Origin of the sequence: Paraburkholderia solitsugae (assembly GCF_013177695.1) — a bacterium.
Classification (GTDB): Bacteria; Pseudomonadota; Gammaproteobacteria; order Burkholderiales; family Burkholderiaceae; genus Paraburkholderia; species Paraburkholderia solitsugae.
In genome coordinates this window covers 43,816-64,924 of sequence record NZ_WOEY01000070.1, presented here as the reverse complement: position 1 = coordinate 64,924, position 21,109 = coordinate 43,816, and the positions used below count along the sequence as shown (strand labels likewise).

Annotated in this window: 19 protein-coding genes; 14 read left to right on the top strand and 5 right to left on the bottom strand. The window is 62.3% G+C overall.

Annotated elements, in window-relative coordinates:
- The first annotated feature begins 63 nt into the window (after window positions 1-63).
- From ugpA to GNZ12_RS18330, 5 genes are all read left to right on the top strand, one after another.
- Window positions 64-948 carry a sn-glycerol-3-phosphate ABC transporter permease UgpA gene (gene ugpA, locus GNZ12_RS18350; RefSeq protein ID WP_172312224.1) on the top strand — a complete coding sequence of 295 codons (885 nt, stop codon included), beginning with the start codon at window positions 64-66 and terminating at the stop codon, window positions 946-948.
- Window positions 945-1,790 carry a sn-glycerol-3-phosphate ABC transporter permease UgpE gene (ugpE, locus tag GNZ12_RS18345; RefSeq protein ID WP_153137516.1) on the top strand — a complete coding sequence of 282 codons (846 nt, stop codon included), beginning with the start codon at window positions 945-947 and terminating at the stop codon, window positions 1,788-1,790. The genes ugpA and ugpE overlap by 4 nt, the downstream gene beginning before the upstream one ends.
- 97 nt (window positions 1,791-1,887) lie before the next feature.
- The gene (locus GNZ12_RS18340; protein WP_172312222.1) at window positions 1,888-2,976 is read left to right on the top strand and encodes a sn-glycerol-3-phosphate import ATP-binding protein UgpC; all 1,089 of its coding nucleotides are present in this window, start codon (window positions 1,888-1,890) and stop codon (window positions 2,974-2,976) included.
- Between the two features lie 217 nt (window positions 2,977-3,193).
- Window positions 3,194-4,858, top strand: coding sequence for an energy-dependent translational throttle protein EttA (gene ettA / locus GNZ12_RS18335; RefSeq protein ID WP_172312220.1), 1,665 nt, complete (start codon window positions 3,194-3,196; stop codon window positions 4,856-4,858).
- 340 nt (window positions 4,859-5,198) lie between these two features.
- The gene (locus tag GNZ12_RS18330; protein WP_172312217.1) at window positions 5,199-6,320 is read left to right on the top strand and encodes a DUF748 domain-containing protein; all 1,122 of its coding nucleotides are present in this window, start codon (window positions 5,199-5,201) and stop codon (window positions 6,318-6,320) included.
- 2 nt (window positions 6,321-6,322) lie between these two features.
- Here the strand turns inward: GNZ12_RS18330 and GNZ12_RS18325 are convergent, their stop codons facing one another.
- Genes GNZ12_RS18325 through GNZ12_RS18315 form a run of 3 tightly spaced genes read right to left on the bottom strand, consistent with a single transcriptional unit; the run spans window position 6,323 to window position 9,068 of the window.
- Window positions 6,323-6,946: an HAD family hydrolase gene (locus GNZ12_RS18325; protein ID WP_172312215.1), complete on the bottom strand. Its 624-nt coding sequence runs from the start codon at window positions 6,944-6,946 to the stop codon at window positions 6,323-6,325.
- A gap of 33 nt (window positions 6,947-6,979) precedes the next feature.
- Window positions 6,980-8,794, bottom strand: coding sequence for an aminopeptidase P family protein (locus GNZ12_RS18320; protein ID WP_172312213.1), 1,815 nt, complete (start codon window positions 8,792-8,794; stop codon window positions 6,980-6,982).
- A 19-nt stretch (window positions 8,795-8,813) separates the two neighbouring features.
- Entirely contained in the window at window positions 8,814-9,068 is a 255-nt protein-coding gene (locus GNZ12_RS18315) for a hypothetical protein (protein ID WP_172312211.1), read from the bottom strand.
- 204 nt (window positions 9,069-9,272) lie between these two features.
- Here GNZ12_RS18315 and GNZ12_RS18310 point away from each other — a divergent pair, with 204 nt between their 5' ends.
- The 7 genes from GNZ12_RS18310 (at window position 9,273) to GNZ12_RS18280 (ending at window position 15,469) form a co-directional block, all read left to right on the top strand.
- A complete protein-coding gene (locus GNZ12_RS18310) occupies window positions 9,273-9,983 on the top strand; it encodes a response regulator transcription factor (RefSeq protein WP_172312209.1) in 711 nt (236 codons plus the stop codon).
- 62 nt (window positions 9,984-10,045) lie between these two features.
- Window positions 10,046-11,332 (top strand): glutamyl-tRNA reductase, encoded by a 1,287-nt coding sequence (gene hemA, locus GNZ12_RS18305; RefSeq protein WP_172312207.1) that lies wholly within the window; start codon window positions 10,046-10,048, stop codon window positions 11,330-11,332.
- A 122-nt stretch (window positions 11,333-11,454) separates the two neighbouring features.
- Window positions 11,455-12,537, top strand: a complete 1,083-nt coding sequence (gene prfA, locus GNZ12_RS18300) for a peptide chain release factor 1 (RefSeq protein WP_093643504.1) — start codon at window positions 11,455-11,457, stop codon at window positions 12,535-12,537.
- A 6-nt stretch (window positions 12,538-12,543) separates the two neighbouring features.
- A complete protein-coding gene (prmC, locus tag GNZ12_RS18295; protein ID WP_172312205.1) occupies window positions 12,544-13,386 on the top strand; it encodes a peptide chain release factor N(5)-glutamine methyltransferase in 843 nt (280 codons plus the stop codon).
- Between the two features lie 114 nt (window positions 13,387-13,500).
- Window positions 13,501-13,812 carry a Grx4 family monothiol glutaredoxin gene (gene grxD, locus GNZ12_RS18290; protein ID WP_074282070.1) on the top strand — a complete coding sequence of 104 codons (312 nt, stop codon included), beginning with the start codon at window positions 13,501-13,503 and terminating at the stop codon, window positions 13,810-13,812.
- Window positions 13,813-13,861: 49 nt separating this feature from the next.
- Window positions 13,862-14,461: a UbiX family flavin prenyltransferase gene (locus GNZ12_RS18285; protein WP_121108740.1), complete on the top strand. Its 600-nt coding sequence runs from the start codon at window positions 13,862-13,864 to the stop codon at window positions 14,459-14,461.
- Between the two features lie 222 nt (window positions 14,462-14,683).
- Window positions 14,684-15,469 carry a DODA-type extradiol aromatic ring-opening family dioxygenase gene (locus tag GNZ12_RS18280; protein ID WP_172312203.1) on the top strand — a complete coding sequence of 262 codons (786 nt, stop codon included), beginning with the start codon at window positions 14,684-14,686 and terminating at the stop codon, window positions 15,467-15,469.
- A 173-nt stretch (window positions 15,470-15,642) separates the two neighbouring features.
- On the opposite strand, the gene GNZ12_RS18275 is transcribed toward GNZ12_RS18280, so the two are convergent.
- Window positions 15,643-17,238, bottom strand: a complete 1,596-nt coding sequence (locus tag GNZ12_RS18275) for an APC family permease (RefSeq protein WP_172312201.1) — start codon at window positions 17,236-17,238, stop codon at window positions 15,643-15,645.
- A gap of 580 nt (window positions 17,239-17,818) precedes the next feature.
- On the opposite strand from GNZ12_RS18275, the gene GNZ12_RS18270 reads away from it, so the two are divergent.
- Window positions 17,819-18,022: a cold-shock protein gene (locus GNZ12_RS18270; protein ID WP_007180251.1), complete on the top strand. Its 204-nt coding sequence runs from the start codon at window positions 17,819-17,821 to the stop codon at window positions 18,020-18,022.
- 111 nt (window positions 18,023-18,133) lie between these two features.
- Here the strand turns inward: GNZ12_RS18270 and GNZ12_RS18265 are convergent, their stop codons facing one another.
- The gene (locus tag GNZ12_RS18265) at window positions 18,134-19,384 is read right to left on the bottom strand and encodes an Hsp70 family protein (RefSeq protein WP_172312199.1); all 1,251 of its coding nucleotides are present in this window, start codon (window positions 19,382-19,384) and stop codon (window positions 18,134-18,136) included.
- A gap of 190 nt (window positions 19,385-19,574) precedes the next feature.
- Here GNZ12_RS18265 and GNZ12_RS18260 point away from each other — a divergent pair, with 190 nt between their 5' ends.
- A complete protein-coding gene (locus GNZ12_RS18260; protein WP_172312197.1) occupies window positions 19,575-21,050 on the top strand; it encodes an MFS transporter in 1,476 nt (491 codons plus the stop codon).
- The last annotated feature ends 59 nt before the right edge of the window (window positions 21,051-21,109 follow it).

The window sequence follows — 21,109 nt, the reverse complement described above, 5'->3', positions numbered from 1 at the left end:
CCGGCAAGGTTTCGGTGCGCCCGCACTGAAACCTGTTGTTGCAGCAGAACCTAGGAAACTTCGATGGAAAAGCGCTCCAGCTTCGGCACCAGCGTGCTGCCCTACCTGCTCGTCGCGCCGCAACTCCTGATCACGCTGCTGTTCTTTCTGTGGCCAGCAGGCGAGGCGCTGTGGCAGTCCACGCAGAGCCAGGACGCGTTCGGCACGTCGAGCGAATTTGTCGGCCTCGCCAATTTCAAGCAGTTATTCGCCGATCCGCTTTATCTGTCGTCGTTCAATACGACGCTGATTTTCTGCGCGCTCGTCACGGTGTCGGGGCTGGTGATATCGCTCCTGTTAGCCGTCTGCGCAGATCGCGTGACGCGCGGCGCGAAGACCTATCAAACGCTACTGATCTGGCCGTATGCGGTCGCGCCCGCGATCGCCGCTGTGTTGTGGTCGTTCCTTTTCAATCCGAGCATCGGCCTCGTCACCTATGCGCTCGCCAAGTACGGCATCGTATGGAATCACGCGTTGAATGCGGGCCAGGCGATGTTTCTGGTCGTGCTGGCTTCCGTATGGAAACAGGTCAGCTATAACTTTCTGTTCTTCTATGCCGGCCTGCAGGCGATTCCGCGTTCGCTGATCGAAGCGGCGGCCATCGACGGTGCCGGTCCGGTGCGGCGTTTCTTCGGCATCGCCCTGCCTCTGCTCTCGCCCACCAGCTTCTTTCTGCTGGTGATCAACATCACGTACGCGTTCTTCGACACCTTCCCGGTGATTGATGCCGCCACTGGCGGCGGCCCGGCGCAATCGACCCGCACGCTGATCTACAAGATCTTCGCAGAAGGCTTCCAGGGACTGGACATCGGCAGCTCGGGCGCACAGTCCGTCATCCTGATGGTGATCGTCGTCGCGTTGACGGTCGTGCAATTCCGCTTCATCGAACGCAGGGTTCAATACTCATGATCGAGAACCGCCGCGGTTTCGACCTCTTCTGCCATGCGGTGCTGATTCTCGGCGTCGTACTGGTGGTTTTTCCGGTGTACGTCGCATTTTGCGCGGCAACGATGAGCGAGCATGAAGTGTTCAGCGTGCCGCTCTCGCTCGTGCCGAGCACGCACCTGTTCGAGAACGTCGCGACTGTCTGGTCGCATGGCAGCGGCAATGCGGCCGCGCCGTTCGGCCGCATGCTGTTCAACAGCCTCGTGATGGCGCTGGTGATTTCGATCGGCAAGATCGCGATCTCGATGATCTCCGCATACGCGATCGTGTTTTTCCGCTTTCCGTTTCGCAATCTGTCGTTCTGGCTGATCTTCATCACGCTGATGCTGCCGGTCGAAGTACGCATTTTTCCCACCGTGCAGGTCGTGTCGTCGATGCATCTGAGCAATACGTACAGCGGCCTGACCTTGCCGCTGATCGCATCGGCCACCGCCACCTTCCTGTTCCGCCAGTTCTTCATGACGCTGCCCGATGAACTGATGGAAGCAGCGCGTATCGACGGCGCCGGCGCGCTGCGTTTCTTCTGGGACGTCGTGCTGCCGCTGTCGAAAACGAACATGGCGGCGCTGTTCGTCATCACGTTCATTTACGGCTGGAATCAGTATCTATGGCCAATCCTGATTACGAGCCAGCAATCGCTGACCACGGCCGTGGTTGGCATCAAAAGCATGATCGCATCTGGCGACACCGCAACCGAATGGCATCTCGTGATGACCGCGACGCTGCTCGCGATGCTGCCGCCGCTCGCCGTCGTGCTGACGATGCAGCGCTGGTTCGTGCGCGGGTTGGTGGACTCGGAGAAGTAACGCGCGCAGCGTGGGCGAGCTTCGGCGTTGGACATGGAATAAAGAACACCGCGCAAAGCGTGGCACGCGCGGCAAGCAACGAAAGGGCTAAAACAGCATGGCTGCACTGACTCTGCAAGGCGTTAAAAAGACCTACGACGGCAAACAGTTCGTGTTGCACGGCATCGACGTGGACGTCTCGGACGGCGAGTTCGTCGTGATGGTCGGTCCGTCGGGTTGCGGCAAATCGACCTTGCTGCGGATGGTGGCCGGACTCGAAGGCATTTCCGACGGCACCGTCTCGATCTCCGGCAAAGTGGTCAATCGGCTGGAGCCGAAGGATCGCAACATCGCGATGGTGTTCCAGAACTACGCGCTGTATCCGCACATGAGCGTCGCCGAGAACATGGGCTATGCGCTGAAGATCGCGGGCGTCGAGCGCGCGCAGATTGCGAAGCGCGTGGAGGCTGCGGCGCAGATTCTCGAGCTTGGACCGCTGCTCGCACGCAAGCCGCGCGAATTGTCCGGTGGGCAACGACAACGCGTCGCAATGGGTCGCGCGATCGTGCGCGAGCCGGCGGTGTTTCTGTTCGATGAGCCGCTGTCCAATCTCGATGCACGCCTGCGCGTGCAAATGCGCCTCGAAATCCAGCGCCTGCATGCACGGCTTGCCACGACCAGCCTGTACGTCACCCACGATCAGATTGAAGCGATGACGCTGGCGCAACGCGTGATCGTGATGAACAAAGGCCACGCCGAGCAGATCGGTGCGCCGACCGAGGTCTACGAACGGCCGGCGACGGTGTTTGTCGCGAGCTTCATCGGCTCGCCGGGGATGAATCTGCTGGAAGGCCGCGTGTCGGATGACGGTTCAACGTTTGAAGTGGCGGGCAATGGGCCGAAGCTACCGCTGTCAGGCGTGGCGGCGATTGGGCGCGAAGTGGCCAAAGGGCGAGAATGGACGCTCGGCATTCGCCCCGAGCACATGACACCCGGTCAAGCAGACGCGTCTCACGCCACGCTGACCGTCGATTCCTGCGAACTGCTCGGCGCGGACAACCTCGCGCACGGCCGCTGGGGCAAGCACGACGTCACGGTCCGCCTGCCGCATACGCATCGCCCCGAAGCCGCCGAAGCGCTACAAGTCGCGCTGCCCGCGCAGCATCTGCATTTCTTCGATCCGTCGACGGGACGGCGCGTGAACTGACGTCGCCGCAGACGCCCTCTGCCGCCGCACCCTCACCCCGAAGTACAATGCCACCTGAACTACCCGCCCGCGCGCGGGGCGTCGCGAAGTTCGACGCCGAGCTCGACGCCGCGCCGGCCGGCGCCAGGCGCACTGCCCGGTCAACACATCGATTACCCATCCACCCACGACCGCCCGCCCCTACGCGGCCGGCGTCGTCAACGTCTATTGCAAGCAAATGGCCCAATACGTCTTCACTATGAACCGGGTCGGCAAAATCGTGCCGCCCAAGCGTCAAATCCTGAAAGACATCTCGCTGTCGTTTTTCCCCGGTGCGAAGATCGGCCTGCTCGGCCTGAACGGCTCGGGCAAGTCGACGCTGATCCGCATCATGGCCGGTGTGGACAAGGACATCGAAGGCGAAGCCACCCCGATGCCGAACCTGAACATCGGCTATCTGCCGCAGGAGCCGCAGCTCGATCCGACCAAGACGGTGCGTGAAGCGGTCGAAGAAGGTCTCGGCGACGTCTTCGGCGCGCAAAAGAAACTCGACGAAATCTACGCCGCCTACGCGGAGCCGGACGCCGACTTCGACGCGCTCGCCGCCGAGCAGGCGAAGTACGAAGCGATTCTGGCCACCACCGACGGCAGCGCCGAACAGCAGATCGAAATCGCCGCCGACGCACTGCGTCTGCCGGCATGGGACGCGAAGATCGAACACCTGTCGGGTGGCGAAAAGCGCCGCGTCGCGCTGTGCAAACTGCTGCTCGAAAAGCCGGACATGCTGCTACTCGACGAACCGACCAACCACCTGGACGCGGAATCGGTCGACTGGCTCGAACAGTTCCTCACCCGCTTCCCGGGCACGGTCGTCGCCGTCACCCACGATCGCTACTTCCTCGATAACGCCGCCGAGTGGATTCTCGAACTCGACCGCGGCCACGGCATTCCCTGGAAGGGCAACTACAGCAGCTGGCTCGACCAGAAGGAAGAGCGCCTGAAGCAGGAAGAGTCGTCGGAATCGGCACGTCAGAAGGCGATCAAGAAGGAACTGGAGTGGGTACGCCAGAACCCGAAGGGCCGTCAGGCGAAGTCGAAGGCGCGTATTGCCCGCTTCGAGGAATTGAACAGCCAGGACTACCAGAAGCGCAACGAGACCTCGGAAATCTTCATCCCGGTCGGCGACCGTCTGGGTAATGAAGTCATCGAGTTCAAGAACGTCAGCAAGTCGTATGGCGACCGTCTGCTGCTCGACGACGTCAGCTTCAAGATTCCGGCGGGCGCGATCGTCGGCATCATCGGGCCGAACGGCGCCGGTAAGTCGACGCTGTTCCGCATGCTCACGGGCCGCGAACAGCCGGATTCGGGCGAGATCGTGCAAGGCCCGACGGTCAAGCTCGCGTACGTGGACCAAAGCCGCGACGCACTCAACGGCTCGAAGACCGTGTTCGAAGAAATCTCCGGCGGTGCGGACGTGCTGACGGTCGGCAAGTACGAAACGCCTTCGCGTGCGTACATCGGCCGCTTCAACTTCAAGGGCGGCGATCAGCAGAAGACCGTCGGCAATCTGTCGGGCGGCGAGCGCGGCCGGCTGCATCTGGCGAAAACGCTGATCGCGGGCGGCAACGTGCTGCTGCTGGACGAACCGTCGAACGACCTGGACGTCGAAACGCTGCGTGCGCTCGAAGACGCACTGCTCGAATTCGCCGGCTCCGTCATGGTGATCTCGCACGATCGCTGGTTCCTCGACCGGATTGCGACGCACATCCTGGCGTTCGAAGGCGATTCGCAAATCACGTTCTTCGACGGCAACTACCAGGAATACGAAGCGGACAAACGCGCCCGCCTCGGTGAAGAAGCTGCACGTCCGAAGCGTCTGCGTTACAAGCCGATCGCGCGATAAATCTCGAGCCTGACGGCCCGCTCGTTGGTTGATGAGCGGGCTGTCTTGCTGGTCGGTTTTTTGCTGACGGTTTTGTGGACCGTTTCGCTGACCGCCTGGTCGGCGCGTTTCGCCAGCCGATTGGCCGGTCATTTTGCTCGCCGTGGTATGCCGGAAACGCCTTGCGTTTGCCGGATAGGCGGTAGGGCACACGCATTGCTTGCCACGGCGTGATACACGTCGTCCCGGCGGGATGCAGCAGCTCCGCCGTATCAGACATCAAACAGATGTGTGGCCAGCCGGCGCACGCACAGGCCAATCGCACCCACACCGCGCGCAGCGCGGTGACGAGGAGGCAAGCATGGCAATGTCGAAGGGCAAACGCTGGGCGATTGCCGTAGGCGGCGCGCTGCTGGTGATGATCGTCGCAGTGGTCGGTGCGCTGCAGTTCGCACAGCGCGAAGTCAAAGAACGCGTCATTGCAGCGCTCGGCCCACTAGGCAGTGCGCAAAGCATTCAGGTCGGCCTCACTTCAGTCCATCTCACCAACGTCCTGCTCAAGGCGCCACCCGGCTGGCCCGCGGGTGATCCGCTACGCGCCGACGAAATCACGCTCACGCCCGATATCCGCGATCTGCTCGCTCGGCGCATGCATATTCGCAGCGTGGTGGTGCGCGGCTTCGACATTGCCGTACTGCGCACCAAGGACGGCACGATCCGTTTGGTGCCGAATCTGCGGGAATCGGTGAACAAGTCCGACGAAGAAGCCGCCGGCCCCCCAACCACTACCCCGCGCGAAAAGCTGGTCGATCATATTAGCTTCGAGCAAGGCAACTTCCATTTCTACGACATGACGGTCGGCCCGCCAGCATTCAAAGTGACGGTCAGCAACGCCAACGCGACTGTCGACCACCTGCATCTGCCCGCGCTCACCGAACCGACCAACGTCAGCGTCACCGGCTCGATCAAGGGCCCGACGCACACGGGCACCGTTTCGTTCGACGGATGGATCAAGATCGCCACCAAGGATTCGCAGACCACCAGCACACTGCGCGGCGTCGATGTCGTGATGCTCGATCCTTACTTGCTGAAAAAGGCTGGCGGGAAGGTGCAAGTGACCGGCGGCACAGTCGACCTGACCGTCGAATCGACGGTGCGCAACTACCAGTTGCACGCGCCCGGCACGGTGACGATCCACCATCTGCAACTCGCCGATAGCGACAATCCGTTCGACACCTTCATGTCGATTCCGACCAAAGCCGCCATCGCCGCGCTCAAGACGCACAACGGCGATATCAACGTGCATTTCGTGCTAGACGGGGACCTCCGCGACCCGAAGTTTTCAGTGCAGGAGGGGCTGATGAAGCGCCTCAGCGCGGGGTTTGCGAATGCGCTGGGCGTGAGCGTCGAGGGCGTGGCGAAGGGCGCAGGAGAAACAGTGAAAGGCTTGGGTAACGCGTTGAAGAATCTACTTGGCCAATAGGCTTAAACGGGCAAACCCAGCTCGCGCAATTTCGCTTCGGTTTGCGCAGCGGCCGTGTGATGCACGCCGTGCCAGCCCAGTGCCGTCGCGGCCTCGGCGTTTTTCAGACTATCGTCGATGAAGACCAGCTCGCCCGGCTGGATGCCCGGCAGTTGCGCCTCGATCCGCTGACGCATTTCCGCGAAGATCGCCGGATCGGGCTTCACCAGTCTCACCCTGCCCGACACGACGATGTCGCGGAAGCGCCGTAGCACGGAGAATTGCTCCCACGCATACGGAAACGTCTCCGCCGACCAGTTCGTCAGGCCGAAGAGCGGCACATCGGCCGCTTCGAGCTTCTGCATGAGCGCCACGCCCTCTTCCAGCACGCCGGGCACCATCTCGTGCCAGCGCTGGTAGAACGCGCGGATCAGTGGCGCGTGATCGGGAAACTTCGCGATCAGCTCATTTGTCCCCTCAACGATCGGCTGGCCGCCGTCCTGACGGACCACCCAGTCCATCGAACAGACGTGAGTCAAAAACCAGCGGCGCTCCGTTTCGTCAGGAATCAACTGGCGATACAGATACTCGGGGCTCCAGTCGATCAGCACACCGCCGAAATCGAACACCACTGCCTTGATGGCCATGCACACTCTCTCCGTAAGGTCGTGGCGATGAGATCAGATAGCTTGTGTACGCAATTCGAGCCACGCTTTCGCCTCGCCCGACACACGCGGCGACAGGCGCGTGCGCACCATCTCGTGATACCCGTTGAGCCATCCGCGCTCGTCATCACGCAACAGCGACAGGTCGAGGCAGCGCGTATCGATCGGGCACAGCGTCAGCGTTTCGAACTTGAGGAAATCGCCGAATTCGGTTTTCTCCGCGGGCACGTTCAGCACCAGGTTCTCGATCCGCACGCCCCATTTGCCCGGCCGGTAAATGCCCGGCTCGACCGAGGTGATCATGCCTTCTTCCATCGCCGTCCATGGTTCGGCCGGCGCGTAGTGCGAAATCACCTGCGGACCTTCGTGCACGTTCAGGAAATAGCCCACCCCGTGACCGGTGCCATGACCGTAGTCGGCGCCGGCTTCCCAGATCGGCGCGCGGGCGATCGCATCGAGCATCGGCGAACGAATGCCGCGCGGGAATTTCGCACGCGATAGCGCCATGGTGCCTTTCAGCACGATCGTGAAATCGCGCCGCTGTGCCTCGCTGACGGTGCCGACCGGCACGACGCGGGTGATGTCGGTCGTGCCGCTCAGATACTGCGCGCCCGAATCGATCAGCAACAGACCATTTCCCTCGATCACCGAATGCGATTCTTCGGTCGCGCGGTAGTGCGGCATCGCGCCGTTCGCGTTGAAGCCCGCGATCGTCGCAAAGCTCAACGACACGAAGCCCGGACGGCGCGCGCGGGCTGCCGTCAGGCGCTCGTCGATCGTCAGTTCGGTGATCGTCTCGCGGCCTAACGCGCCTTCAAACCACGCGAAGAATTCGGCGAGTGCCGCGCCGTCCTGTTCCATCGTCTCGCGCACATGCTCCGCTTCCGCCTCGGTCTTGCGCGACTTGAAGAACGTGGACGGATTGACCGCCTCGGCGACCTGCACCGTCGACGGCACCGACTGCAGCGAGCCATACGTAATGCGGCGCGGGTCGATCAGCAGCGTGCTGCCCGCCGGCAGCGCGGCCAGCGCATCGGCGGCCTTCGCATACGGCTCGACGCTGATGCCGTCGCGCGCGAGCGCATCAGCCAACGCTTGCGGCACCTTGCCGTCGGCGACAAAGAGCGACGCGCTCTCCAGACCGATCAGTGCATGCGCCACGAACACCGGGTTGTAGCTGACGTCAGCGCCGCGCAGGTTCAAAAGCCATGCAAGGTCGTCGAGCGTGGAAATGAAGTGCCACTGCGCACCCTTCTCCGCCATCGCGCGGCGAATCTGCGCGAGCTTTTCCGAGCGGGCAACGCTCGCGTGCGGCGCGGCATGCTCAAAGACAGCGGCGGAGGGCAGCGACGGGCGCTGCGGCCAGATCGCGTCGAACAGATCGACGTCTGCGCGCAACTTCACGCCGCGCGCGGTAAGCGCCTGGCTCAAAGCACGCGCCGCCGACACACCCAGCACGGCACCGTCCACACCGACCGTGCCGCCGGCCACGACGTTCTGCGCAAGCCAATCGAAATACGGCACGGTCTGCTGGCCGCCGGTCATCTTCATCAATTGAACGCCGGTGCCGGCCAGTTGCGCGTTGGCTTGTTCCCAATAACGGCTATCGGTCCACACGCCGGCGAAATCGGCCGTCACGACCAGCGTGCCGGCCGAGCCGGTGAAACCCGACAGCCACTGCCGGCCCTGCCAGCGCCCGGGTAGATATTCGGAAAGATGTGGATCGGCGGACGGCACCAGATACGCGGCTACGCCTTCGCGCGCCATCGCACTGCGCAATGTCGCGAGCCGTTCGGGAATGGAGGAGGTTTCGGGGAGTCGGGCATTCATCGGAGTCACCTGCAAATATTCATCGACGGGAAAGCAAGCCGACCGTCACGGCAACGGCGACCAGCGCGATGGCGGTACATACCGGCCATTCGAGCGTATCGCCATCATGAAAAAGACCAACCACGTTGCCGGCCATGCGCGCGACACCCGCGCCCAGCACGCCGGCCAGTAGCGCCACCCACCATGGGGCGCGGCCCGAACGGCGCAGCGGGTGCAGCCACCAGCCCGCGAGGCCAATCACCGCGCCCAGCACCAGGATTCCGGGCCACCCCATCAGCGGCAGGTCTCGCGCAATTTCAGATTCGTCTCATGGGCGCAGAGGGCCTGGGCAGTTAGCATTTTTATCTCGTTAACTATAGAGGTTCAGCACGGCGCTTTCCGCATAGCGGTTGAGTTTAGGGGTCGGGGTGATGTTAGGCAAGTTGTAAGCCTTTCGGGGAATCCCAGTCCTTGGTAATTGCCAAGCTGAAAGCGTGCCATGCGAATCGCCCTTATCGAGCCGGACCTTCGGCACGCCACACTGATCGGCCGGCTGATCTTTGCCGGCGGCCATGCGTGTCAACACTTCATTGCAAGCGCACCGTTTCTACATCGCGCCGGCGACGAATTCTTCGACCTTCTCGTCACTGAAAGCTGGGCCGGCGACCATTCCGCCGAAGACGTGATCGCGCGCGCCCGCGCCATCCTGCCGAGCTTGCCGGTGATCGTGCTGCTGTCGGATCCACGCGAAAGTCAGATCGTCGCCGCGCTGCACGCAGGTGCGGATGATTGCCTGACCAAACCGGTTCGCGGTCCGGAAATGCTGGCCCGGATCGACGCGCTGCTGCGGCGCGCGAGCCTGCGCCGGCCGCCCAACCGGCGGCGCGACACGATCGGTGGCTATGCGTTCGACGCGGCGCAGTTTGCCGTCACATTCCGTAATCAAACCGTCTCCCTGACGCCGAAGGAATTCCGCTTTGCGCTGCTCCTGTTTACCAATGTGTCGCGGCCCGTGTCGCGCGCGCATATTCTCGAAACCGTCTGGACGCGCCGCCGCGACGTAAGGTCGCGTACCGTCGACACCCATGCGTCGCGCGTGCGGACCAAATTGCAGTTGCGCCCGGAGCATGGTTATTGCCTGACACCGCTTTACGGCTACGGCTATCAACTCGACGCGATCCCGCTAGAGGCCGTTGTAGAAGCCGGGTGACGCGCCCACAATGTAAGAATCGTGGAAACGCTATAATATTGAGCTAAACCATAGCGCCCCATATGCAGCTTCTAACGATCGGAATCAATCACCACACTGCGCCTGTCGCCTTGCGCGAACGCGTGGCGTTTCCGCTCGAACAGATCAAGCCTGCATTGGATACCTTCAAGAGCGTCTGGCTCGGCCGCACTGCGCGCACGGCGCCGGAAGCTGCGATTCTGTCCACCTGCAACCGCACTGAACTCTACTGCGCGACCGACGACCAGGCCGTGCGTGAAGCCGCGATCCAGTGGTTCTCGAAATACCACAACCTGCCCATCGACGAACTCGCGCCGCATGTCTACGCGCTGCCGCAGTCGGAAGCCGTGCGCCACGCGTTCCGCGTCGCATCAGGGCTCGATTCGATGGTGCTGGGCGAGACGCAAATCGTCGGACAAATGAAGGACGCGGTACGCACCGCGTCTGAAGCTGGCGCGCTCGGCACCTATCTGAACCAGTTGTTCCAGCGCACCTTCGCCGTGGCGAAGGAAGTGCGCAGCACGACCGAAATCGGCGCGCAGTCGGTGTCGATGGCGGCAGCCGCCGTGCGGCTCGCGCAGCGGATTTTCGACAAGGTCTCGAACCAGCGCGTGCTGTTCATCGGCGCGGGCGAAATGATCGAATTGTGCGCCACGCACTTCGCCGCGCAGCAGCCGCGCGAACTCGTCGTCGCCAATCGCACCGCCGAACGCGGCTCCCGCCTTGCCGAGCGCTTCAATGGCCAGGCCATTCCGCTCTCGGAACTGCCCACGCGCATGCATGAGTTCGACATCATCGTGTCGTGCACCGCGTCCACCCTGCCGATCATCGGCTTGGGCGCAGTCGAGCGGGCCGTGAAAGCGCGCCGTCACCGGCCGATTTTCATGGTCGATCTGGCCGTGCCGCGTGACATCGAACCCGAAGTCGGCCAGCTCGAAGACGTGTTCCTGTACACCGTCGACGACCTCGGCGCGATCGTGCGCGAAGGCAATGCGTCGCGGCAAGCCGCGGTCGCCCAAGCTGAGGCGATCATCGAAACGCGGGTACAGAATTTCATGCAATGGCTCGATGCGCGCAGCATCGTGCCGGTGATCCGCCACATGCATACGCAGGCCGACGTGCTGCGTCGCGCCGAAGTCGAACGCGCGCAGAAAATGCTCGCACGCGGCGACGACCCGGTAGCGGTACTCGAAGCGCTGTCGCAATCGCTCACCAACAAATTGATCCACGGCCCGACGCACGCGCTCAATCGCGCGAGCAGCGAGAACCGTGACACGCTCATCGAGTTGATGGGCGGTTTCTACAAACACTCCGGTTCTACGGAGCGTTAGCGGCACAGCCACTGCCGCACCGTCCGCGCCATCCTGAGTGGCCCGCGACATGCTTCTGACCAGGGCATCTGCCCACTCCCCTAGTCGCCGTCCTTGCCGGAGTTCGCTCCGAAACCCGTCCGATGAAAACGAGCATGCAACGCAAGCTCGACCAGCTCACTACCCGGCTGGCCGAACTGAACGACCTGTTGAGCCGCGAGGACATCACCTCGAATCTCGACCAATATCGCAAGCTCACGCGTGAGCACGCCGAGCTCGGGCCGGTCGTCGAGCATTACGCGCTGTGGCGCCTGGCGATGAACGACGCGGCGACCGCGCAGGAACTGCTGGCGGACGCGTCGATGCGCGACTTCGCGGAAGAAGAAATTCGCGCGGCGCGCGAGCGGATGGAAAAACTCGGCGCCGAATTGCAGAAAATGCTGCTGCCGAAAGATCCGAACGACGACCGCAACATCTTCCTCGAAATCCGGGCCGGTACAGGGGGCGACGAATCGGCACTGTTCGCGGGCGATTTGCTGCGCATGTACCTGCGCTTTGCCGAGCGCAATCGCTGGCAGGTGGAAATGATGTCGGCGAGCGAATCGGACCTCGGCGGCTACAAGGAAGTGATTGTGCGGATCGCCGGCGAAGCGGCGTATTCCAAGCTCAAATTCGAATCGGGCGGCCATCGCGTGCAACGCGTGCCGGCCACCGAAACGCAGGGCCGCATTCACACGTCGGCGTGCACGGTCGCGGTCATGCCGGAAGCGGACGAAATCGGCGAAGTCGAAATCAATCCGGCCGATCTGCGCATCGACACGTTCCGCGCGTCCGGCGCGGGCGGTCAGCACATCAACAAGACCGATTCGGCCGTGCGGGTGACGCACTTGCCGACCGGCATCGTCGTCGAATGTCAGGATGACCGGTCGCAGCACAAGAATAAGGATCGGGCGCTGAAGGTGTTGGCCGCGCGCATCAAGGACAAGCAGTCGCATGAGCAGCAGCAGAAGGAAGCCGCGACGCGTAAGAGCCTGATCGGCTCGGGCGATCGCTCAGAGCGCATTCGCACCTACAACTTCCCGCAAGGGCGTCTGACGGATCACCGGATCAATCTGACGCTGTATCGCCTCGACGCAATCATGGACGGCGATCTCGACGAATTGATCGCGGCGCTCGTCAGCGAGCATCAGGCCGAGTTGCTGGCATCGCTGGGCGACGCGGACTAAACGCGAATGGATCTGGTCACACCCGTCGCGCTGTTGCGCGCCTCGCCACTGCCTCCCCTCGAAGCGCGAATTCTGCTCACGCACGTGCTCGGCTGGCGGCATACGCAATTGATTACGCGCGGCGATGAAGCACTCGACAGCATGGTCGTTGAGCAATACCGGGCCCTGGAAACACGGCGTGTCGCCGGTGAGCCGGTGGCGCAACTGGTCGGTGCGCGCGAATTTTTCGGGCTTGATCTCGAAGTGACGCCGGACGTGCTGATTCCCCGTCCCGAAACGGAATTGCTGGTCGAAACGGCGTTGGTGGCGATGGAAAACATCTCGCGGCCACGCGTGCTCGATCTGGGCACCGGCACCGGCGCGATTGCCCTAGCCATTGCGTCGATGCGGCCCGACGCGCAGGTTTGGGCGCTGGACCGTTCCGCCGAAGCGCTGGCGGTGGCCACGCGCAACGCCGCACGCTTGCTGGACGCCAAACGCCCCGGCGGCGCCGTGGTATTGCAGCAAAGCGACTGGTATGGCTCGCTCGGCGCAGCGTTAAGTTTCAATGTAATCGTCAGCAATCCGCCGTATATCGCGAGCAGCGATCCGCACCTGTCCGAAGGCGATCTGCGCTTCGAGCCGCGCGGCGCGCTTACCGACGAAGCCGACGGCCTCAGCGCGATCCGTAAGATCGTCGCAGGTGCGCCCACACGGTTGGCCGCCAACGGCGTATTGTGGATCGAACACGGCTACGATCAGGCCGCCGCCGTCCGCACGCTGCTTGCAGCAGAAGGTTTCGCGGAAGTCCGCTCGGAGCCGGATCTCGCCGGCATCGAGCGAATCAGCGGCGGGCGGTTGCCCGGCTGACCTCGATCGATAACCTTAATTGCCGGGGTGGCAAAGCGGCCCTCGGCCGGTCGCACCGAAATCCGCTATCATTTCAGCCTATTCCCTACACATAACGGAACCGCAAGGTCAGTCATGGATACGCAACAACGCATCAAGCAAATCGTCGACGACAACAACGTCGTGCTCTTCATGAAGGGCACCGCTCAGTTCCCGATGTGCGGCTTTTCCGGCCGCGCCATCCAGATCCTGAAGGCGTGCGGCGTCAATGAAATCAAAACCGTCAACGTGCTCGAAGACGACGAAGTCCGCCAGGGTATCAAGCAGTTCTCGAACTGGCCGACCATTCCGCAGCTCTACGTGAACGGCGAATTCGTCGGCGGCTCGGACATCATGATGGAAATGTACGAATCGGGCGAACTGCAGCAACTGTTCGCCGCGGCTTAAGCGGCCGCCGTCCGAACGTTTGCCGTCCTCCGATAAGGCGCCGCGAGCCATGGAAACACGCGCTGCGGCGCCACGCCGGCTGATCGTCGCGATCACCGGCGCGACCGGCGCCATCTACGGCATCCGGTTGCTTGAGACGTTGCGCAGGCTGGGCGGCGTCGAGAGCCATCTGCTGATTTCGAGCGCTGGATGGCTCAATATCCAGCACGAACTCCAGTTAAGCAAAGAAGACGTGCATCCGCTCGCGGATGTCGTCCACTCGGTGCGCGACGTCGGCGCGAGTATCGCGTCCGGTTCGTTTGCCACCGACGGCATGGTGGTCGCCCCCTGCTCAATGAAGACGCTGGCAAGCGTCGCGCATGGTCTTTCCGACAATCTGATCACCCGCGCTGCCGATGTCACGCTCAAAGAGCGCCGCCGGCTCGTGCTACTCGTGCGCGAAACGCCATTCAATCTCGCGCATCTGCGCAATATGACAGCCGTCACCGAAATGGGCGGCGTGATCTTTCCGCCTTTACCCGCGTTCTACAACCAGCCGGCCTCGATCGATGAGATGGTCGATCACACGGTCGCGCGCGTGCTGGATCTGTTCGCCCTTGGGCCGGCATTGTCGCCGGCGTGGCAAGGATTGCGCGGCGCGCAGGAATAATTCGCGGTACGACATGCCACGGCAGCGCGTGGCGCAAAGGCAGGTGCTACGTTGCCACGACCTGGCGACCGAGACGAGCGGCGCCCGACAATCGCTCCATCGCCATTAACAACACCCGTAACACAATCAATTCCGTTTTCACCCGTTTATCAAACGCGGATACAGATCTATATTGATAGCAACCCTACTTCCGCGCCGCGTCTTTGCGGCGGCGTTGCTGCCATGAATCGCTTACCGTCGCTTTTCCTCTCCCACGGCGCGCCTACGCTGCCGATCGACCCTTCGCTGCCCTCCGCCGAATTCGGCACGCTGGCGGCGCAATTGCCGCGTCCTGAAGCCGTGCTGATGCTGTCGGCGCACTGGGGCACGGCGCAGCCGGTGGCGAGCACGTCCACGGCACCGGAAACCATCCACGATTTCTACGGCTTCCCGCGTCAGTTGTATGAAATTCAATATCCGGCTCCGGGCGCGCCCGATGTGGCGCGCCGCGCCGCCGTGCTGCTCGGCGAACACGGCATCCTTGCCGACGCCCAGCCGCATGGGCTCGACCACGGCGCGTGGGTGCCGATGCTGTTGATGTTCCCGGAGGCCGACCTACCGGTCGCGCAGCTGTCGATCCAGCCGCACATGGACGCGGCCCATCACTTCCGCGTGGGTCGCGCGCTACGCTCGCTGAAGGACGACGGCGTGATGGTGATCGGCTCGGGGCAGATCACGCACAACCTACGCGCCGCGGACTTTTCCGCGCGCCCGGAAGACGCCGATCCGCGCGTAACCGAATTCACCGACTGGTTCGAGGCGAAGCTCGCTGCGCACGACATCGACGCGTTGCTCGACTACCGCCGTCAGGCGCCGCACGCGGTGCTGATGCATCCGACCGACGAGCACCTGCTGCCCGTATTCGCGGCGCTGGGTGCGGCGGACGACGATTATTCGCTCGCGATTCAGTCACTCGGGACCTATCAGCGGTCGCTCGCCATGACAAATTACGTGTTCGGCACCGCCTGACTCAACGTCAACGTCGACGCAACGCCAAAACAGCGTCATCGAAGCACCAGAACACGGACGAGGTGCCGCCAACAAAAAAGCCCGCCTGAGCAACTCAGGCGGGCTTTTTTCGTACCAGGCCGGATCATGACGATCCGGCGGTCCGGCGATCCGGCGAAAGACTCTGTGCAAACTTAGTGTGCGCCGATGCCTTCGAGCACTTCGTCGTGCGTCTGACGCTCGTCGAGGTACTCCGAGCGATAGCCGCTATTCACGCCCCAGTAGTAGAACACCAGCGAAAACGCGATCACCACCAGCATGTCCCAGCCGTACGGCAGAACGCCGAGGCCGCCGAACTCCTTGCTACCGATCAGCGACAGGATCGCCATCACCGGCAGGTAGGCCACGAGCCACCATGCAGCCTTCAGGTCACGCCCCCAGCCGCCAAAACCCGACTTCGCCTGGAAGTAGAAGTACACCGGCAGCGCGACGACCATCAACAGAATGATTTCGCCGGTCAGCGGCCACTTCGCCCAGTACAGGATCAGCGACGCGCACACGAAAGCGAACGGCGCAATGATCTTCATGCCCGCAATGTGCAGCGGGCGCTCCAGATCCGTCGCCGCGCGGCGCAGCGCCATCAGGCTGATCGGGCCAGTCAGGTACGAGATCACGGTCGCGACCGAGATCACCGCCGCCAACGAGCTCCAGCCACGGAAGAAGAACAGGAAAATGAACGACACCAGCAGGTTGAACCACATCGCCTGACGCGGCACGCCGTAGAACGGGTGCACGTTGCCGAACATCTTCGGCATCGTGTTGTTGCGCTCCATGGCGTAGATCATGCGGGTGGTGGTCGCCATGTAGGTCGTGCCGGTGCCGCTCGGGCTGACGAACGCGTCGACGTACAGCAGAATCGCCAGCCAGTTCAGGTTCAGCGCGATGGCCAGTTCGGCAAACGGCGAAGCGAAGTTGAAGTGGCTCCAGCCCTTCATCACGTCGCCCGGGCTCACCGCGCCGATATACGCGATTTGCAGCAGCACGTAGATCACCAATGCCAGCAGGATCGAGCCGATCACCGCGAACGGCACGCTTTTGGCCGGATTGCGCGCTTCACCCGCGAGGTTGATCGGGCTCTGGAAACCGTTGAAGGCGAACACGATACCGCTCGTCGACACGGCCGTCAGCACAGCGGACCAGCCGTACGGCGCAAAGGTGCTCACTTCACCGAAGTTTTCCTTGTGGAAGCCCGTCGCCATCAGACCGGCGATCGTCGCACCCGGAATCAGGAACTTGAAGACCGTGATCGCCGAATTGGCGCGTGCGAACAGCTTCACGCCCCAGTAGTTCAGCAGGAAGTAAACGATCACCAGGGCCGCGGACAGCAGTAGTCCATTGGTCGTTAATGACCCATCCACGAATAGCGCATGCGCCCATGGATACGGCCAGGTACTCATATATTGAATGGAGGCTTCAGCCTCGATTGGAATCACCGAGACAATGGCGATCCAATTGGCCCACGCACTGATGAAACCCACTAGGGCGCCGTGCGAGTAGCGTGCGTAACGCACCATGCCGCCAGACTCCGGGAACATCGCGCCGAGTTCCGCGTAGGTCAATGCAATCGCGAGAATTACGATCGCGCCGATAACCCATGCACAAATGGCAGCCGGCCCGGCAATTTTTGCAGCCTTCCACGCGCCGAACAGCCAGCCCGATCCGATGATCGACCCCAAGCCGGTCAGCAGAAGCGCGACCGGTCCGATGTTCCGTTGTATAGAACTTTTCACATCCTCTCCTGTGTCGACCAGAGTTAGCGCTTTAGCTGTCGGCCAGAGTTGGCGCTTTAGCGCCTACTCTGGTCCCATGCAAAGCACTTACTCTGGTCCCATACACCGTATGTCGGCCGGAGTGAGTGCTGTAGCACTTACTCCGGTCCCATGCAGATTGCATCAGAACCATGTCGGCACCGCGTGACATCGCTTGTGGCGTTGGGGACGGGGTGACGCGCATGCGTGCGCGGCGGTCCAAAAGCAGGTGCAACCGACGCGCGGCGCGTAGTTTAACGGTTGCACCCTCACGTTGCAGCCAAACTAAGGGTTCTCCCTGGCAAAATTCTCAGACGAACAGCAAGCTTTGTAAGCAATTTTTACGCCAATCCATCAAAACATTGTAAAAATGGGATGAGAGTGTTGACCTTCGCCCGAAATCGCCGTATAACGTTCGGGCAGGATTTCAAGCGGCGAGTGAATTGGTCTTTCGTAGTTCGCCCATCAACGGTACTCCGGTTGGTCCCATTACCCCCTTCCTTGATTTTCATGCGCACCCATTGGGCTTCGGCCTTATTTACCATCTTTAGGAACAAGTAATATGGAAACCGGTACCGTCAAGTGGTTCAATGACGCAAAGGGCTTTGGCTTCATCACGCCGGACGGCGGCGGCGAAGATCTGTTCGCGCATTTCTCGGAAATCCGCACGGAAGGCTTCAAGACGCTGCAAGAAAACCAAAAGGTTACGTTTGAAGTGAAGACGGGCCCGAAGGGCAAGCAAGCTGCTAACATCAAGCCGGTGTAAGCAAGCACGCTTCCTTCTGGACGCAAAAAACCCCGCCTCGGCGGGGTTTTTTTATATTCGTCGTAACTGTATGCGGCGATTATCTCCGCAGTATGCGTTTGATCAATTTGGTTATCCGAACAAACGCCGCGCGTGAATACCGAGGCCTGTCGCGACGCTGGCGAGACGGTCGCCGAATACCGCTTTGGCATCCGGAAATGCCGCGGCCAATGCGCCCGACAGAAACGCCAATCCGGTTGAGCCACCCGTGAAGTAAATCGCGTTGACGTCGCGCGGAGCCACACCGGCCGCCTGCACCGTATCGCGCGCCGCCTGCACGATGCGCTGCGTCTCGTCCTGACCGGCCTTGATGAGTTGCGCTTCGTCGAATGCCAGGCGCAGGTCGTCTTCCACCTCGTCGAGGTCGATCACGGTCTCGCCACCCGCCGCCACGCCGATCTTCGCTTCTTCCGCGTGAGCAGCCAATGCATGGCCCAGGCGGCGTTCCACGACGCGCATCAGGCGGTCGTGATGTTTGGTCTGGATGAACAGATGCCGCATGAGCGCGAGTTCGCTGACGCGCTTCGGTGCGTAGACGGTGTTGATCAGGTGCCAGGTGGCCAGATCGAAATAGATGCGGTTCGGAATCTCGCGACCTTCGGGGTCGAGCGTCTGATAGCCGAGTTCACGCAGGATCGTCACCAGTTCGACACGGCGGTCGAAATCCGTGCCCGCAACGTGCACACCGTGGTGGGCCAGCACGTCGTCTTTGCGCTCCACGCGCATCATCCGCTCCGGCCCCACCCGCACCAAGGAAAAGTCCGACGTACCGCCGCCGATGTCGGCCACCAGCACGAGTCCCTCTTCCGTCAGATGCGATTCGTAGTCGAACGCGGCCGCAATCGGCTCATACTGAAAGTGAATCTCCCGCAAACCGGCTGAACGCGCCGCCGCTTCGAGCTGCTGCTGCGCCATCTGGTCCGCGCGCGGATCGTCGTCGACGAAGAACACCGGGCGGCCCAACACGGCGCGGCTGATCGGGCCGCCGATGCTCTTCTCGGCCGAGCGCTTCAGGTGGTCGACGAAAATCGCGATGATGTCCGTGTACTTGATCGCCGATCCGTCACCGAGATCGGTCGAGTTTTCGGCGAGTGGCGAGCCGAGAATACTTTTCATCGAGCGCATCAGACGGCCGTCGAAACCGTCGATATACGCCGCCAACGCGGCACGCCCGAACTCGCGGGTGTTCTCGTCGGTGTTGAAAAAGACGGCGGTCGGCAGTGTCGTATAGGCGCCCTCGACCGGCGCAAGCCTAAGCGCAGCGCCGTCAGGGACGGCCACGGCCGAATTGGAAGTACCGAAGTCAATCGCGCAATAGTTCATGGCAGGAATCGCCGCTCACGGCTGGCGCGGACAGAAAGGGGAGCGGCTTTGTATCACGAAAGCGCAACCAGCATCAACTGACGCTTTCCGGGACGCCCGCAACACGATCCCAAATCCGCTCGACGGAACAAAAATTGCTGGATTCGACAGGATACGCCGCCAATTTTCGGCAATCAGGAGACTTATAGCAATGAGCGCGCCGCCTACCGCCGTTGTCCACAAGAAAAACGCCGCCATCATTGAAACCGACCTGCCCTCGCGGCTCGACCGTTTGCCGTGGGGACGCTTTCACTCGCAGATCGTTGTCGCGCTGGGCGTGACGTGGCTGCTGGACGGTCTTGAAGTGACGCTGGCGGGCGCGGTGGCAAGTGCGCTGAAGTCTAGCCCATCGTTGCACTTTACCAACGCCGATGTGGGCCTCGCCGGCAGCGCTTACATTACCGGCGCCGTGCTCGGCGCGCTCGGCTTCGGCTGGCTGACCGACCGGTTCGGCCGTCGCAAGCTGTTCTTTATCACGCTCGCGTTGTATCTGGCCGCCACTGCGGCGACCGCGTTGTCGTGGAATCTCGCCAGTTTTCTGCTGTTTCGCTTTCTCACCGGTGCGGGCATCGGCGGTGAATATACGGCGATCAATTCGACCATTCAGGAGTTCACGCCCCCGCGGGTGCGCGGCTGGACCGATCTCGGCATCAACGGCACCTTCTGGGTCGGCGCGGGACTCGGCGCGGCGGGCTCACTCATCTTGCTCGATCCGAATCTGCTGCCGGGCGACTGGGGCTGGCGCGCCTGTTTCTTCATCGGCGCGGTGCTGGCGCTGGCGATTCTGCCGATGCGCATCTGGGTACCCGAAAGTCCACGCTGGCTGCTTACGCACGGCGGTGAACGCGATGCGCGCTCGATCGTCGCCGATATCGAAATGCGCTTTCGCAACGAAGGCCATGCACTCTCCGACGATGACCTCACGCGGCTAAAGCTGCGGGCACGCGGACATACGCCGTTGCGCGAGGTGTTTCACACGCTGTTCAATGTGCACCGACGGCGCGCGCTGGTCGGCCTGTCGTTGATGACCGCTCAGGCGTTCTTCTATAACGCGATCTTTTTCACCTACGCGCTGGTGCTGACTGATTTCTATCACGTGCCGGGCGACCACATCGGCTGGTATCTGTTGCCATTCGCGCTCGGCAACTTCCTCGGACCGCTGGTGCTCGGCCGGCTCTTCGACGTCATCGGGCGACGCAAGATGATCGCTGCGACTTACGCCCTATCCGGCCTCCTGCTGACGCTGAGCGGCTATCTGTTCGAGCAGCAGATGCTTACCGTGGTGACGCAGACGATCGCGTGGATGGTGGTCTTCTTCTTCGCCTCGGCGGCGGCAAGTTCGGCTTATCTGACGGTTAGCGAATCGTTTCCGCTGGAAATCCGCGCCCTGGCGATCGCGGTCTTCTACGCGTTCGGCACGGCGCTGGGCGGCATCATCGGCCCGGCGTTCTTCGGCCGGCTGATCGATACGCATCAGCGCAGCGAAGTGTTTTTTGGCTATCTGGTCGGCTCGGGTTTGATGCTCGCCGCGGCGGTGATCGCCGCGATCTGGGGCGTGGATGCGGAGCGCAAGTCGCTCGAGCATGTTGCCATGCCGCTTTCGAGCGTCGCGGACGGCGCGGAATGAACCACGCGCCTTAACGCGTCGCACAGCGTGCAGAGTGGACCACACCCCTCAGCGCATTG

Coding starts and splice junctions, on each gene's coding strand:
- ugpA (WP_172312224.1), top strand. CDS start 64: ATGGAAAAGCGCTCCAGCTTCGGCACCAGCGTGCTGCCCTACCTGCTC.
- ugpE (WP_153137516.1), top strand. CDS start 945: ATGATCGAGAACCGCCGCGGTTTCGACCTCTTCTGCCATGCGGTGCTG.
- GNZ12_RS18340 (WP_172312222.1), top strand. CDS start 1,888: ATGGCTGCACTGACTCTGCAAGGCGTTAAAAAGACCTACGACGGCAAA.
- ettA (WP_172312220.1), top strand. CDS start 3,194: ATGGCCCAATACGTCTTCACTATGAACCGGGTCGGCAAAATCGTGCCG.
- GNZ12_RS18330 (WP_172312217.1), top strand. CDS start 5,199: ATGGCAATGTCGAAGGGCAAACGCTGGGCGATTGCCGTAGGCGGCGCG.
- GNZ12_RS18325 (WP_172312215.1), bottom strand. CDS start 6,946: ATGGCCATCAAGGCAGTGGTGTTCGATTTCGGCGGTGTGCTGATCGAC.
- GNZ12_RS18320 (WP_172312213.1), bottom strand. CDS start 8,794: ATGAATGCCCGACTCCCCGAAACCTCCTCCATTCCCGAACGGCTCGCG.
- GNZ12_RS18315 (WP_172312211.1), bottom strand. CDS start 9,068: ATGGGGTGGCCCGGAATCCTGGTGCTGGGCGCGGTGATTGGCCTCGCG.
- GNZ12_RS18310 (WP_172312209.1), top strand. CDS start 9,273: ATGCGAATCGCCCTTATCGAGCCGGACCTTCGGCACGCCACACTGATC.
- hemA (WP_172312207.1), top strand. CDS start 10,046: ATGCAGCTTCTAACGATCGGAATCAATCACCACACTGCGCCTGTCGCC.
- prfA (WP_093643504.1), top strand. CDS start 11,455: ATGAAAACGAGCATGCAACGCAAGCTCGACCAGCTCACTACCCGGCTG.
- prmC (WP_172312205.1), top strand. CDS start 12,544: ATGGATCTGGTCACACCCGTCGCGCTGTTGCGCGCCTCGCCACTGCCT.
- grxD (WP_074282070.1), top strand. CDS start 13,501: ATGGATACGCAACAACGCATCAAGCAAATCGTCGACGACAACAACGTC.
- GNZ12_RS18285 (WP_121108740.1), top strand. CDS start 13,862: ATGGAAACACGCGCTGCGGCGCCACGCCGGCTGATCGTCGCGATCACC.
- GNZ12_RS18280 (WP_172312203.1), top strand. CDS start 14,684: ATGAATCGCTTACCGTCGCTTTTCCTCTCCCACGGCGCGCCTACGCTG.
- GNZ12_RS18270 (WP_007180251.1), top strand. CDS start 17,819: ATGGAAACCGGTACCGTCAAGTGGTTCAATGACGCAAAGGGCTTTGGC.
- GNZ12_RS18265 (WP_172312199.1), bottom strand. CDS start 19,384: ATGAACTATTGCGCGATTGACTTCGGTACTTCCAATTCGGCCGTGGCC.
- GNZ12_RS18260 (WP_172312197.1), top strand. CDS start 19,575: ATGAGCGCGCCGCCTACCGCCGTTGTCCACAAGAAAAACGCCGCCATC.